Below are 14,801 nucleotides of genomic sequence, written 5' to 3'. Positions count from 1 at the left end.
CACCTTCCTAACTGTAACATTACATGAGATCTAAGTACGATTGTAGTTTGGCAAGGTCGTGGATATCGCCATTAAGAAGTTTTGATTCTTTGGTTAACTGCTCTTGATCTTGAGGGGAATAGGTGTTTTTTTGGAAGTCGTACTCCATTTCCTTTCTTATCCGCTCCATAACCTCGAGTCTTACCTTTATTTGCTGGTTTTTTAATTCACTGATATTTCTCAGTTTGTCTTCATAAGCATAAAGTTCTTCCAAAGAAATCCACCACTTCTGGCAAAATTGACAGTATTCAGACTCGCAATTTTTATTACGGTCAGTACAATAACCAATTTCCATCTCATCCAAGTAATCAAAACTATGCCTACTTCGCAAAGCATTAGTCTTTGCTTGTTCCAGTTCAATATTCGACACGACTTCATGAAACTCAGAATATTTATTCAGTTGAATGGTTTTTGTAAGGTGAAAGACCTTTGATTCTGTAAAATAGTCCATGTGCTGCTGATAATGATATTGCGATTCAATATGTCGATGTCCCCCCAATCTGGCAATCGTTAAAGCATTCATTCCTTGCAGCATCAAATTACAGAATGCAAAGTGACGTGTATCATTGGGGGTAATCCGATCCAAATTATATATTTGAAACTTCTTTTCAATGATTTCAGTGTAAAATTTTTCTAGCAGAGAATTCAGATTATTATAATGAAAAATTAGAGGGTCCCTATTCCAAGTCCAATAATTCGTTCTAAAAAAAGCATTTGACGCTTTATAATGAAGTAATGTTTTCGAATCACCATAATCTTGGGTTAAAGAGATATATTCTACTACAAGCCTATACATGTCCTCGTTAATAGCTACAGAATCAATTATTTCCAACTTTTTTAGAGTACCTTTTTGCTTCTTTCTCGGAAGTTTGATATAGAATTTGGAATTATTAATAAACAAGCAATTGCGTGGGATGTCGCAAAGCTCTGAAGGACGTAAAGGTATGACATTGGTTAGCTTCCACCATAACAGAATTGGGAAATAAGCGAACTTTTCTTCATAACCCCAGATATTAATGAAGTATTCCAAAATTAATTGAAATTTTAACACATCAGGGTAGCTGGGGAGAGTTCTTATATTTTGCGATAATCTATACCTACTACGAACCATGCGCAATTCAATTAAATATTCTTCTCGACATGGCAGATCGCTGTAGTCAAGGAAGTTAAGGCATGATTTGATAATATCATCTCTTACATACTCACTTTCCAAGTTGGTAAGGTAATCGTTCAACTGGTAAATGTTTGCCTCATCGAAGCTATTTGTAATTGTAAGGGCTCTTTTAAGACAATAAACATATCGTTGAACGGACGACGGCTCTATTGTAACTAGCTTTTCTGCTGCCCAACATTTCGTTTGTTTCCAAATTGACTGCTGAATTGTATAGCGATGTAATGGATCGTCGACTTCTAATGCGAAGTGGATACCGGTATTGTATACTTCATTAGGAGATTTAAGAAGCCATTGTTCGCATTCAAAATTACCTTTAATCAGAACATTATCTTCTTTTAGTTTTTTGAGTATTTGCTTAGCCTCCAGTATGCTTCTTGTACCCTTATATAGAGTTTCGGAGGCATCGTCCATTTCTCCGTTGTATCGGTAATGTTTTTCTAACGCTGATGAAATCAATGATTGGACACCTCTTCAATCATGGATAGTTGATTTTCAATGAACTCTTCTCCTCCTGGAATGAAAGACCATACATATGATTCGTCGAATTCGTCCAATGCTTGGAAGAGGAGGTCCAACGAACGCTGAAGTAATACAAATTCCCTGTTTCTCGAACCTGGCTTAGTTACTGTTTTGTATTTCTCTATACGAAACCTAATATCGTTTGAAAGTGCTGTTAAAGCATAAATATTAGGGATAGCATATGGGCAACTGTGACATTTGTATTCTGCACTAGGTCGATGACATAGGGGATGTGAAAAGCATTGAATATGTTCCATCTTACTTGGCATCTCACCCAAGTATATCTTTCGAATATATTCAAAAGCCTCCTCTTTCGTAAGCTTATGTATGTGCATAATAATCGTTTTCTTTTCAGGTTGCATGGCCTCAAGGAAATCCGAAATAGATTCTACTTGATGCGGTAGAAACCTTTGTTTTAGTTTCACAATGGCTCGTGTTCTTTCTTGCAAAGACCGAGAGGACTTGTCCTCGCTTAGAACGTCTAGGAGCTGATCGAATATATAACCGAATTCGCCACGATCAAACAAATTCTTTGATACCTCGGATAACTTCTCATCATCATTTAGAATGTACTTCTTTGTAATATCTGTCACATGATTCCGTAGTTTCTGCACTAATTCAAAGGCGGAATTTCCTTTCCCCTCACGCATCTGAATGGAATAGAATAAATGTGTCATTAACGAGCGATTCATCTTCAAGCTGCTAAATTTCAATTGCCCATTTCCCAAAGACGCATCTTGATCAAAAAACTCAATCAGTGCATTTTCGGGCACACGATTGTTTTTCGATTCATAGTTAACTAAATATTCTTGGTTGTTTTTTTTGCAGTGAAACTCGGCAATAACCATGGCTGTTGCAATGGGCACAACAAGATCCTTATTACAAAAAAAATGTCTTTTCATCCCTGTCTTGCTAATCACTAGCTTGAAATTGTGAAGCTGATTGATAATCGTTTGTCCCTGAGGCAGGGTCAGTTGATTGTCCTTAAACCAGTTAATATTGTAAATTCCAATAGCCTCAGGAAAAACTTTCGGTATCGTCATGACATCGCTGTGTCTCCAAGCGTTACTTAAATGCATTAAGACGTATAGAAGAGTTGAAGCATATCTTGGGCTTTCTATTGCTTTGAATTGGTGTAAGGACAAATCAGTAGCATATTTGTAAAGTGCAATAAATTGTTCAAAGTCATAAAGTTCTTTTTCATGCTCACAGGATTTTTGTTTCGGCTTTTCAATTTGTTTTAACTCAAATTTACATAAATGTGTGCCCTTGCAAAGCCTAAGAAGCTCATACAATTTTTTTTTGAAGGATAAACGTGAGTCTTTCTCCTTTAATTTTCTAGCTTCACTTGTTGTCAATAACCACGGAGCAGGCACGAGGCAAGTTAAAGCATTTGTATCCGAGGTGATTCGGCGGTTCAGGCATTGGATCGTCATTACACTGAGTTCTATCTCAGCAATGTTTAACCAACTTCCATGCTTAGGGGTATAATGGATCTCTAGCCGTTTTGCCAAAGCCAACGCCTGTTCAGGCGGAAAGGTTTCATACAAGGACGAGATCGTATGGGTATTCAAGTTATCCATCACGAGCCGAACCCGTTTCGCCTCTGGGTAGTGGACCTCCAGCAGTTCTTGGATCTGCAGAGCCCAATCGGATTTTGTGCGTCTTTCCGAAGCCTGCACGTGACGCCACCCGGCGAGCGGCTCCGTGAACAGAAACAGGCTGCAGCTGCCTTTGCGAACATACTCGTAGTCTTCTCGCAGAACCTGTCCTGGCTTCATAGGTTGCGGTGGGCGCGAATGATCGAGCAGCTGGATCGGCTGTTCATCCATACAAATGAGCGGGATTTCAGGGTCATAAGGCAGGGCATAGGCTCTAAGACGTCTTCCATCCGAGCGACGAATTCACTGCTCGATTTGGCGGGAATGCACCATTGTTTTTTCAGGTGAGGCTTAAGTTTCGTTTTTTTAAAGTCGTCCGAATGGTTTCTCGTCCGACCGATTCTAAAATATTCAGCTCAATGACTCGGCGCGTTAGCAAACGAATCGTCCAGCGCGCATACCCTTTTGGAGGCTCAGAGCAGGCTAATGCAATAATTCGGGCTTCCACCTCACCGGTGATCGGTGAAGGGCGTGCCGGTTCAGCACGGCGGCGGTAACAGAGCGTTTGCTCCAGTCCGTGGGTACAGTAGTCTCTAACGGTGTAAAAAACGGTTGCATTACTGACTCCTGAACGACTGGCAATTTCAGTCTGCTTGGGAATAGCACCTTGATTTTCATCCGAAAGAAGCAGCACGAGACAGCGGCGGCGAATGCCGGGAGATGTCGTTTCGGCATGAAGAAGTTGTTCAATTCTTTCACGTTCTTTCGGCTCAAGCCGAACCTCGTATTTTTTGTTCATTTGCTTGCCCTCCCATATTTTTCTTATAGAAAGAGCATAAAACTAGAATAAAAATAGGTCAAGGTACTAGTCTTATTTTTAGATAAAGTTTTGATGAGGGTAGACTTAATTGTTCTCGTGCTTCTTCAAAACTTATGAAATCTTCCTCAAGTTTTTGAAAAAGAGTGGAAATTGATCGTTTCGAAACCCATTTTCTATATCGGTTAATAGGATAATCTAGAACAACGCTATCAATATAACCTTTCTTTTCAAGCGTCTCAACAATGTTGGTATGGGGTTTTTGATAGCCAAATAGGTGTAAGATCACGGCTTTTGGGGATATATAATTTTCCAAAATGTTCTGTTCAAATAGATAATATTTTTCTATAGATTCTCTTGATATTCTTGGTCCATTAGAAGTATCGATTCTTTCAAGATGACCATCCTTAATCAACTGGTCAACCTTTTCAGAATGCCACTTGTAAACTAACCTGATGTCTTTTTTTGATATATAGGGTTTCTGCTCCTGATTCATGATACCTTCCTTATATGTCTATTGTTATTCTGTTACTTAGTGATTCTCTATCTTGGTTGCTTGTTTTGGAGTCTGGATTTTTGAACTTTTCATTGTACTGAATCTTCAAGCGTTCTTTAGCCACGCTTTCGTACATATCCTCAAGACATTGGTGTACTTCATTAATGACTCTCATTAATGACATATATTCAAGAGCGGCATCGAGTGATTTATCTCCCCTTAACAATCGTATAGATGCCTCTGCCGATGTGAGTACTCCAACTATATTTCTGGATGATCGGAAGGTGTGGCGATTTCATTTTCACTAGCTTTTTTATAAATGCATCTTTAACTCTTTTGAAACGCTTTTCATAAACAGCACCGCTCATCGCATTATTATTTTCATCTAGAAAAATTGGCTGACCGAGGTTATCACTTTTATTCTGTTCTAAACGACTTAGGAGTTGCTTATAGATAATGGGTAAAGTGGATATCACCTGTACCGGTTGAGTACGTGGAGACTTGACCCTGTTTTTGCTTAGATCAGACAATCGATCGAAGAGTTCAGGTTTGTCTTTAACAATTAGTTTTAATCCTTTACTCCCGTAGTCACCTTTGGCTATTATACTTGCCCTGTTAAGATTCACAACTTCGCCTTTCCTTAAGCCCCCGAAAAATTGAACGTAGATACCGAAAGCTATATCCGACGCTACTTCCATTGCGGTATCAATGAATAATGGAATTAATTTCAGATCAGGGAAATCTGTAATCTTCGTTATTTCAGCTTTATCTTCTTCTGGGAATGAGACCTCTGCTTCAATAAAAGGAGATACTGGAACATCATTACCGGCCATGTTCCTTCTCAAACGAATTTCCAAATGCTTAACCTTTTTTTTATAAAGGAAATAATAGAATTCAGTTAAATAACGATCTGCAGCCATGACTGTTGAACGCTTGTTATTTCTTTCGGTTCCTAAATATTCTATATAATCCCTCCCGTGATTAACGCCAATATCCTCAAATGATTGCAATTGATACTTCTCACATTGTTCGATTAAGAGCCAGTTTAAGAATCTTTTTATTGCTTCTGCCGGAGCCTTCTGAGTATTGTTATTGTTCAACCCTGCATATCTTGAACGAATAAAATCTGTAACAGGGTGAGTTACAAGGAACTGGTTTCTTTTGTCTTGTAAGGCAATGGACATGTAGCTGACCGTTCGACCATTAGCGATTGTTGTTTTAACTTCTCTTGTAACGAAAACAAAATTCTTATTCGGGTGCATTTTCTCCTCCAATTTAACTCCTTAAATCGTATATAATAAGAGTATAGAAGTCAGTGAAAATAAATTCAATTATTTTCCTCCAAATTGTCCTTGGATAAGATTCGTATATATATTTCTTAATCATAATAATTCTCCAATACTAGTATTGGAGAATTATTATGATAGTATATATTCCTTGTCATTACTGCAATTGAAGAACATTAGGGTTCTATAACTCTGTTTTCTCGCAATAAAATACATATAAGACGGAGAACCCGTTTCATTATGTGAACGGCGCCCTTATGAGCCGGTCCACGCTGTTTCAACTGGAGCCACTAAATAAGGAGCACAGCCTGACCGCGATGCGCCGGGCGCTGGAGGACCGGGACAAAGGGCTCGGCTTTATGGATCTGAAGGTCGACGAGGCCGCGCTGGATCATATCGCGACGATGGCGAACGGAGACATCCGCCGGGCGCTGAACGCGCTGGAGCTGGCCGCGCTGACAACGCCGCCAGACAGCGGCGGAACCGTTAATGTGACGCTTGAGGTGGCGGAGGACTCCATCCGCCGGCCGACCGTCAAAGCGGACGAGTCGACGCAGTACGACGTGCTCTCCGCCTTTCACAAAAGCATCCGCGGCTCCAGCGACGCCGCCTTGTTCTGGTTCCTCTACGCCGTGGAGAAGCTAGGGATGGACCCGATTGTGTTCATTCGCCGTCTAATCGCGGCCGCGAGCGAGGATATCGGACTTGCGAACCCGCAGGCGATGGTGCAGGCGGTCAGTGCGCTGGAGGCCTACCGCAACAACGGCTGGCCCGAAGCGAAGCTCAACATCGCCCAGGCGATTTTGTTCGCGGTCGAGAGCCCGAAATCCAACGCGGTGTATATGGCGATTTCCAGGGTGATGTCGGCGATCGATGAGCTCAAATCGGCCGAGGTTCCGCTGCATTTGCGGGATACGCATTACAAAGGCTCCGCCGCTTTGGGACATGGCGGTTATAAATATCCGCATGATTTCCCGGGCCATTACGTGAAGCAGGAGTATTTGCCCAAGGCGATTTCGCGCCGGGTCTTTTACCAGGCTACCGAGCAGGGTAGCGAAGTAAAGATCCGCCATAATCAGGCGCTGCGCCGGGAATAGTGAGGCCAGATTTCCAGCGCCGGTTTTACGTAGAAAAAGAGCCCTCGCCCGCGTGCCGCTTGGCACACTCTGGCAAAGGCTCTAATGCTTTAAAAACTCGTTGAAGCTCTTGATCCCCGCTTAAGCCGGACGATTATTGCGGCTGCGGCACAACCTTTTCGGCGTATTCGATCGTTCCGCCGCCGAGGCAGAGTTCGCCGTCATAAAATACGACGGCCTGTCCGGGCGTAATCGCCTTCTGCGGCGTATCAAAGGCGACATGCACAGTGCCGTCTTCGCGCTTCGTCAGCGTGACGCCTTGATCCGGCTGGCGATACCGGAACTTCGCCGTGCAGCGCAGCGCTTCGCCGCCGGGACCGCGCCCGTCGATCCAGTTTACGCCGGAAGCGACAAGGCCCGTGGAATACAGGCTCGGGTGCTTGTCTCCTTGAACGACATACAAAATATTGCGGCTGAGGTCTTTATCCGCGACAAACCACGGCTCGCCCGTGCCGGAGCCGCCGATGCCGAGGCCCTGGCGCTGGCCGAGCGTATAGTACATCAGCCCGTCGTGGCGGCCTTTGACCTCGCCGGTGGCGATGTCCACCATGTCGCCGGATTGGGCCGGCAGATACTGGCTCAGGAATTCGCGGAAATTACGTTCCCCGATGAAGCAGACGCCGGTGCTGTCCTTTTTCTTCGCCGTATACAGTCCTGCCTCTTCGGCGATCCGGCGGACCTCCGGTTTCGGCAGATGGCCGATGGGGAACATGGCTTTGGACAGCTGCTGTTGGTTCAAGGCGTTCAGGAAATAGGTCTGATCCTTGTTGGCGTCAACGCCGCGGAGCAGCTTAAATTCGCCGCCTTCTTCCACGACGCGCGCGTAGTGGCCTGTCGCCACATAATCGGCGCCGAGCTGAAGCGCCCGGTTCAGAAATTCGCCGAACTTGATTTCCCGGTTGCACATGACGTCCGGGTTCGGCGTGCGCCCGGCCTTATATTCGTCGAGAAAATAAGTGAACACTTTATCAAAGTATTCTTTCTCGAAGTTTACGGTATAGTAAGGAATGTCGATCTGCTCGCATACGCGGCGCACATCTTCCGCATCGGTTTCAGCTGTGCAGACGCCGAATTCGTCGGTGTCATCCCAGTTCTTCATAAAGATGCCGATGACGTCATAGCCCTGCTGCTTCAGCAGCAGCGCCGTAACGGAGGAGTCCACTCCCCCCGACATGCCGACAACGACGCGGGTATTTTCATTTGCTTTTTCCACCCTGGATCACCATCTTTTATATAGATTGATAAAGCTTAACAGCGGTCTTGCCCGAAACAGCGGCGGGGTTAGTGTCCGCAAGACCATCTCATCCAATGTCATCACTGTCCACCCTGAATGAACACATTTGTAAAAAAAATTACGTTTTGTATTTCAAATAGGTCTGCGGATATGATAACATAAAATCAAGAGTGGTCATCGGAATACGCTGATTTATCTTAAGGTTTTGACCAACTGCTAATTATACTATACCCAGCTATAATATTGAAAGAGGTGCCCCTTTGAAAATATCGACAAAAGGCCGATACGGATTAACGATCATGATGGAACTCGCCGTCAGGTTTGGCGAAGGTCCAACATCTTTAAAAAGCATTGCTGAAAAAAACGGATTGTCCGAGCATTACCTGGAGCAGCTGATTGCCCCCCTGCGCAACGCGGGCCTCGTTAAGAGTATACGCGGCGCTTACGGCGGCTATATTTTGTCCCGTGAAGCATCAAATATTACGGCCGGGGATATTATCCGCGTGCTGGAAGGTCCGATCTCTCCCGTCGACTTTACGGAAGAAGATGATCCGGCCAAACGCGACCTGTGGCTGCGTATCCGCGATAGCATCGCCGATGTGCTCGACTCCACCACCCTCGCCGATCTGATCACTTTCAAGGAAGAGAGCCATATCGACAACTACATGTTCTATATTTAACTTCAGTTTTCTCTGAAGTAGTAAAAACGTTGGTGTATCCATATTTTAGCCCCCATTTGGGGGCTTTTTTACAATAAAAAAATAACCCGAAAATTCGGGTATTTCTTAGGGAGGGAAGATCACCTTTGGAACAAGAGCAAAGAATATGGGAGCTTGAGGAACGTGTGACCGAATTAGAGAGTAAGATGAATCGTCCAACCTCGCGTAATTATCTCAGAACGTTAATTTGGATCATATTAGGCGTGTTTTTATTATTAGTAGGGAACTCTTGATATACATCTGGATAGAGCCATGGTTAAAAGTTCTTCGTTGAACACACGGGATTGTCTATTTCGCTCAATTAGCCAATTAGCAAAACCTGCTGCTGCTTGATAGTCCTCATAATTTTCAGCATTAACCCGGAACTCAGCCAATTTAACGAATTGTGCGTATTCCTCATCCGATAATTGGATGCCTAGCCCAGAAAGTTGTCTCTGACGGATTCTCCGCGCCGAATCATCTTGTATAACTCGCTTCGTATTGGACACTTGTCCCCCATGAAGTCGATAATACATTAAATTATGGGGGATATTTGCTAATTGCGCGCATGTGGAAAGCCTATTCCACAGTTCGTAATCTTCGGCATGGGGGTAGTTATGATCATAGCGAATATGAAGACGATCTACTGAACTTCGGCGCATCATCACGGAAGGGTGTAATATGCAGCAGTAAAATAATAGCCAGACCTTTATTTCCTCGTGATTCATAGGATTTAACCTGACCGGTCCAAGATAGTTAGTTGTGTATCCTGTTCCACAAATATCTATGCTTGGATTCTGATCCATAAAATAAGCCTGCACTTCCAAGCGGTTTAGTGCAGCTATATCATCGCTGTCCATACGCGCGATGTACTGACCTTGAGCTAGATCGAGTCCTTGATTCAGAGAAGTTACAATACCCATATTCTCGGAATGGAATATTTTCCTTACCCTAGTGTCCCTTATTTCATGTATGATTCCTGCTGATCCATCAGTTGATCCGTCATCGATGATGATCAATTCCAGGTCGTTTAGCGTTTGCAATAAGATTGTGTTAACTGCTTCCTGTAAATACATTGCATTATTGTAGACCGGCATAATTACAGATATTCTTGGCACCAGGCATTCCTCCTAAGTCCTTGTCTCTCATTAATAGGTTATGATGAGACACACTAATGCGCGATAAAAGGACAGAAAAAAGGCATATTACCGCTTAACCAACCTGGCGATGCTGTCTCGAATTTCCAACTGGTGCGATATGGACCAGTGGACAGCAGCCAATTCCTCTCCTTTAATAAGCTTAATGAGATTGCGGGCGGCGACCATGCCCAGTTCGGATGCTGAATACCGGACCGTTGACAATTTTGGCCGGATTATCGCAGCCATATCAATGTCGTCAAATCCAAAGAAGGAGACCTGTTCGGGTACTTTTACCCCATTCTCGGTCAGAAAGTTCATAGCGCCAATGGCCATTCGATCCGTCGCACAGAACACCGCGCTAGGCAATGGGCCTGAAAGATAGAGCTTTCTCATTGAGGTTATGCCGTCTTCAACCGAAAGGCCGCTTTCCAATACGCGTTCGGGACGTACAGGCAGTTGAGCGGCCTTCAATGCCTGTTCATAGCCCAGAAAGCGCTGATTGCCCGCTGAAATATCCCCCGCTGCTCCCCGCAGCATCGCGATATCCCGATGCCCCTGCTGAATCAGATAAGTTACCGCTTCAAAAGCGGCCGAGGTATTGTCGACATGTACGGAAGGAATGGATTGTTCGCGAAAATCCCGGCCTACAAGGATGCAGGGAATCCCCGCCGCTTCAATGAGCTCGAACAGCGAATCCCGGATACCGCTTGCCGATATAATAATTCCGCTGGCCTGCATTTCACGGAACAGGTTGTAATAGTGTATTTCAGAGTCCGGGTTCCCCCCCGACAGTGCAATCATGACGTCGAAGCCGTACAGATGCGCCACTTGATTGATGCCTTCGACCATGTCGTCCAGAACGTTGTTTTTAATCTCGGGCAAAAGCACTCCGATCAGGGAAGTGTTATTCTTGACCAGCGTTCGGGCTATGGCATTCGGACGAAATTGAGTGGCTTCAAGGACGTCCAGAACACGTTTGCGGATTTCACTGTTCACCGTTTGGCTATTATTGATTACTCTGGAAACCGTTGAAATGGAGACATTGGCCATTCGAGCCACATCTTTTATAGTTATTTTCATTATGCACACCGGCTTTCAAGCTAATATTGGAAAAGGTTTTCTGGAAGAAAGGTTTACGGCAAGTTAGTTTATTATATCAGCTTTTCTTGATTTATTTATCCAGCTAACTGAAATCCCGGAGAAAAGAAAGCGCTTGACCTTGTTAGATAGGGAGGAGTATAATCGGTTACAGAAAACGTTTTCTCGTATATTGCAGATAAAAACCTGAATTAGCCCATTTTTTTATATATATAGTGGTTGATTTAAGAGTTTTAGGTTTATTTTTTGATATATTAGAAAACGTTTTCTGAATGGACATGGATTTTAGAGAATAAAAATGGAAAAGGAGCATGAGCATGAGCGATATTGTTGTAAAAGGAAACGAGACTTTGCTGAAAGCGGATTCAAACATTACGCTGAAAGAGAAAATCGGCTATGGTTTCGGCGATTTTGCCAGCCAGCTGCTGTTTGCCGCCGCAATGACTTTTCTGTCCTACTTTTACACGGATGTAATTGGGATCAGCGCCGGGATCATTGGCACTTTAATGCTGATTGCTCGTGTGCTGGATGCGTTTGTTGATGTCGGAATAGGCGCATTGGTCGATAAAACGAAGACCAGGCACGGGAAGGCCCGTCCTTGGCTGCTGTGGATGTCCGGTCCATTTGCGATGTCCGGGGTTCTCTTGTTCACCGTTCCCGGAGGAAATATGACGGTCACTATTGTATACGTTTACGTTACCTATCTGCTGATGAACTTTATCTACTCCGGCATTAATGTCCCCTACGGCGTGCTCAATTCCATGATGACGCAGGATGCTTACCAGCGTTCCCTTCTTAATATTTTTCGTATGACTTTGGCGACTATAGGAGCCTTGTTAATCAATTATTTTACCCTCCCGTTGGTGAAATCATTCGGCGGCGGTCAAAAAGGCTGGATTTTTGCCTTTATTCTGTTCGGTTTGCTCGGAACCTTCTTTTTTCTCGTTACTTTTTTCAGTACCAAGGAAACGGTTACTCCATCTGTTGTGCAGAAGCCTATCCCGTTTAGACGCGCTTTTGGAGCGTTGATGCGGAATAAATACTGGAAATTGATCCTTGGATTTGCTGTAGTCTACTTCATAAATAACGCAATGGGCTCAGGCATGAATATTTACTATGCGCGATATGTGCTAAAAGACGCCGACCTGGTTGGACTGTTGGGCTTGTCCTTGCTCGCTCCTTCCCTGCTTGGATATGCGTTATTGTCCCCGGTCGTCAAGCGAATCGGCAAACGCAATTCATCCATTATCGGAAGTCTCCTCCTGATTTTGGGGTCGCTTGTCATTGCCTTCGGTCCCGAAAGTCTCACGATTGTCTGCCTGGGATTGGTTATTAAAGCGCTCGGGCATGCCGCTATACTCGGTACCTTCTTTGCCATGTTGGCGGATACCATCGAGTACGGCGAATGGAAGACGGGTATGCGTACCGAGGGGCTGGTATACAGCGCGGGAAGCTTCGGCACAAAGGCGGGGGGCGGTTTCGGAGCGGCACTCATCGGTTGGGGACTGGCATTGGGAGGATATGTTGGCGGGCAAGCTACAATCAGTGCATCCGCGCTTTCCTCCATTCATTTCATGTTTATATATGCTCCAATCATTTTGGCTGTCCTGCAAATTGTACTATTGGCATTTTACAACCTCGATAAATTATTTCCGGGTATTGTAAAAGAACTACAATTCGTGAAAACCGCTAAATAAAGTCATCTATAATCGGAGGTCAGCAAATGGAAAAGAAATGGTGGAAAGAAGCTGTATTTTATCAAATTTATCCCCGCAGTTTTCAGGACAGCAACGGGGACGGAGTTGGCGATCTGAAGGGTATTACATCACGGCTGGACTATTTGCAGGAGCTGGGAATTGATGTGATCTGGTTGTCTCCGGTCTATCAGTCTCCCAATGACGATAACGGATATGATATCTCCGATTACCGCAATATTATGAAGGAATTCGGTACGATGGCTGATTTCGATGAGATGCTGGATGCGGCGCATGAACGCGGAATCAAAATCATGATGGACCTTGTCGTCAACCATTCATCGGACGAGCACAACTGGTTCATGGAATCCCGATCCTCCAAGGACAGTCCCTACCGGGATTACTACATCTGGAGGTCTTCAAGAGAAGGGAAGGAGCCGAATAACTGGGCTTCATTCTTTGGCGGCTCGGCCTGGGAGATTGATCCGGCAACCGGGGAATATTACATGCACCTATTCAGCAGGAAGCAGCCGGACTTAAACTGGGAGAACCCGGCGTTGCGGAACGAAATCTACGAGATGATGACCTGGTGGCTTGACAAGGGCGTCGACGGGTTCCGCATGGACGTCATCAATTTCATCTCCAAGGTTCCGCTTCTGCCGGATGGAGAAATTCCGAAGGGCTTGGTTTATGGAAACGGTGTGCCCTATTTCGTGAACGGTCCGCGAATTCATGAATTTTTGCAGGAAATGAATTCCAGTGTGCTGTCCCGGTATGATCTTGTGACTGTAGGAGAGATGCCGGTTGTGGATATCGAAGAGGCGATGCTCTATACGGGCGATGAGCGGAACGAACTGAATATGGTGTTTCATTTCGATCATGTCAATCTGGGTTATGGCGAATATGGACGCTGGTCGGTAGAAGATTGGAAGCTGACCGAGCTGAAGACGATCTTCAGCAAATGGCAGTATGGGCTGGAGGAGAAGGGTTGGAACAGTCTGTACTGGAGCAACCATGACCAGCCGCGGGCCGTATCGAACTTTGGCAATGACAGCGAAGAATACCGCGTTATCTCAGCTAAAATGCTGGCCGTCTGCCTGCATATGCTGAAGGGAAGCCCCTATATCTATCAAGGGGAAGAACTGGGAATGACCAATGTCCATTTCCACAGCATTGAAGATTACAGAGACATTGAGACGGTTAACGGATATCGGGATTTCTGCGGAAGCGGCCTGATTGCGCATGACGCCATGCTGAACGCCATTCATCACAGAAGCCGGGACAACGCCCGCACTCCGATGCAGTGGAATGGAGAACCGAATGGCGGGTTTACGACCGGAACGCCGTGGATTGAAGTCAATCCGAACTATACGGCTATTAACGCAGAGAACGTGCTGGCTGACCCCAATTCTATATTTTACTTCTATCAACAGTTGATTCAGCTTCGTAAGGATAATGACATTGTGGTTTACGGCAAATATGACTTGATTCTGGAGAAGCACGAGGAAATTTATGCCTATACGAGAGCCTGGAATGATGAGAAGTGGCTGGTCATTTGTAATTTTAGCGACAGTACCCCATTGTTTCAATTGCCTGTATCTCTTGCTTCTTATACTTCTGCGGCATGGGTGATCGGGAATTACCCTGAAAGCGTAAGGAATATCGCTTCTTTCCAATTACGACCTTATGAGGCTCTGGTATTCTCGTTAAGGCAGTAGCTTTGTTAATTAGTTATTTTTTCAAAAAAAGACCGGCAAGCCGTCCGTTTTGGGCGAAGCCCTTGCCGGTCTTGCCTTTTTGCGGTATGCTCTCTTAGCACGGTCACAAGATTGTATTTATTTTGTTAATTAATGGTAACCTATAGGTATGC

11 protein-coding genes and 1 pseudogene are annotated in these 14,801 nt (G+C 44.7%); 4 read left to right on the top strand and 8 right to left on the bottom strand.

What is annotated here, in order from left to right:
* Window positions 1–19 precede the first annotated feature (19 nt).
* The 5 genes from PUR_RS19120 to PUR_RS19100 all read right to left on the bottom strand — a co-directional run bounded on the left by PUR_RS19120 (window position 20) and on the right by PUR_RS19100 (window position 5,920).
* The gene (locus PUR_RS19120; RefSeq protein WP_179036615.1) at window positions 20–1,669 is read right to left on the bottom strand and encodes a tyrosine-type recombinase/integrase; all 1,650 of its coding nucleotides are present in this window, start codon (window positions 1,667–1,669) and stop codon (window positions 20–22) included.
* Entirely contained in the window at window positions 1,666–3,564 is a 1,899-nt protein-coding gene (locus PUR_RS19115) for a transposase (protein ID WP_179036614.1), read from the bottom strand. The genes PUR_RS19120 and PUR_RS19115 overlap by 4 nt, the downstream gene beginning before the upstream one ends.
* A gap of 109 nt (window positions 3,565–3,673) precedes the next feature.
* On the bottom strand, window positions 3,674–4,132 hold the full coding sequence (locus PUR_RS19110) for a helix-turn-helix domain-containing protein (protein ID WP_179036613.1): 459 nt from the start codon (window positions 4,130–4,132) through the stop codon (window positions 3,674–3,676).
* Between the two features lie 58 nt (window positions 4,133–4,190).
* On the bottom strand, window positions 4,191–4,646 hold the full coding sequence (locus tag PUR_RS19105) for a hypothetical protein (RefSeq protein WP_179036612.1): 456 nt from the start codon (window positions 4,644–4,646) through the stop codon (window positions 4,191–4,193).
* A gap of 209 nt (window positions 4,647–4,855) precedes the next feature.
* Window positions 4,856–5,920: a hypothetical protein gene (locus PUR_RS19100; RefSeq protein ID WP_179036611.1), complete on the bottom strand. Its 1,065-nt coding sequence runs from the start codon at window positions 5,918–5,920 to the stop codon at window positions 4,856–4,858.
* Between the two features lie 233 nt (window positions 5,921–6,153).
* Between PUR_RS19100 and PUR_RS19095 the strand changes: the two are divergent.
* A pseudogene (locus tag PUR_RS19095) lies at window positions 6,154–7,029 on the top strand (replication-associated recombination protein A); the annotation flags it as partial.
* A 133-nt stretch (window positions 7,030–7,162) separates the two neighbouring features.
* On the opposite strand, the gene mnmA reads toward PUR_RS19095, so the two are convergent.
* Window positions 7,163–8,281, bottom strand: a complete 1,119-nt coding sequence (mnmA, locus tag PUR_RS19090) for a tRNA 2-thiouridine(34) synthase MnmA (protein ID WP_179036610.1) — start codon at window positions 8,279–8,281, stop codon at window positions 7,163–7,165.
* A gap of 281 nt (window positions 8,282–8,562) precedes the next feature.
* On the opposite strand from mnmA, the gene cymR reads away from it, so the two are divergent.
* Complete coding sequence (gene cymR / locus PUR_RS19085; RefSeq protein ID WP_179036609.1) at window positions 8,563–8,982, top strand: cysteine metabolism transcriptional regulator CymR; 420 nt, start codon at window positions 8,563–8,565, stop codon at window positions 8,980–8,982.
* Between the two features lie 254 nt (window positions 8,983–9,236).
* Here cymR and PUR_RS19080 read toward each other — a convergent pair whose 3' ends face one another.
* Window positions 9,237–10,118 (bottom strand): glycosyltransferase family 2 protein, encoded by an 882-nt coding sequence (locus PUR_RS19080; RefSeq protein ID WP_179036608.1) that lies wholly within the window; start codon window positions 10,116–10,118, stop codon window positions 9,237–9,239.
* Window positions 10,119–10,205: 87 nt separating this feature from the next.
* Complete coding sequence (locus tag PUR_RS19075; RefSeq protein WP_179036607.1) at window positions 10,206–11,219, bottom strand: LacI family DNA-binding transcriptional regulator; 1,014 nt, start codon at window positions 11,217–11,219, stop codon at window positions 10,206–10,208.
* 329 nt (window positions 11,220–11,548) lie between these two features.
* Here PUR_RS19075 and PUR_RS19070 point away from each other — a divergent pair, with 329 nt between their 5' ends.
* Entirely contained in the window at window positions 11,549–12,934 is a 1,386-nt protein-coding gene (locus tag PUR_RS19070) for an MFS transporter (RefSeq protein WP_179036606.1), read from the top strand.
* A 26-nt stretch (window positions 12,935–12,960) separates the two neighbouring features.
* Entirely contained in the window at window positions 12,961–14,649 is a 1,689-nt protein-coding gene (locus PUR_RS19065) for a glycoside hydrolase family 13 protein (RefSeq protein WP_179036605.1), read from the top strand.
* The last annotated feature ends 152 nt before the right edge of the window (window positions 14,650–14,801 follow it).

It is taken from the genome of Paenibacillus sp. URB8-2 (assembly GCF_013393385.1).
Taxonomy (GTDB): Bacteria; Bacillota; Bacilli; order Paenibacillales; family Paenibacillaceae; genus Paenibacillus_AQ.
Note: the sequence above shows the minus strand (reverse complement) of the source record. Positions and strands in the feature narration are given on the sequence as shown.

Coding starts and splice junctions, on each gene's coding strand:
- PUR_RS19115 (WP_179036614.1), bottom strand. CDS start 3,564: ATGGATGAACAGCCGATCCAGCTGCTCGATCATTCGCGCCCACCGCAA.
- PUR_RS19110 (WP_179036613.1), bottom strand. CDS start 4,132: ATGAACAAAAAATACGAGGTTCGGCTTGAGCCGAAAGAACGTGAAAGA.
- PUR_RS19105 (WP_179036612.1), bottom strand. CDS start 4,646: ATGAATCAGGAGCAGAAACCCTATATATCAAAAAAAGACATCAGGTTA.
- PUR_RS19075 (WP_179036607.1), bottom strand. CDS start 11,219: ATGAAAATAACTATAAAAGATGTGGCTCGAATGGCCAATGTCTCCATT.
- PUR_RS19070 (WP_179036606.1), top strand. CDS start 11,549: ATGAGCATGAGCGATATTGTTGTAAAAGGAAACGAGACTTTGCTGAAA.
- PUR_RS19065 (WP_179036605.1), top strand. CDS start 12,961: ATGGAAAAGAAATGGTGGAAAGAAGCTGTATTTTATCAAATTTATCCC.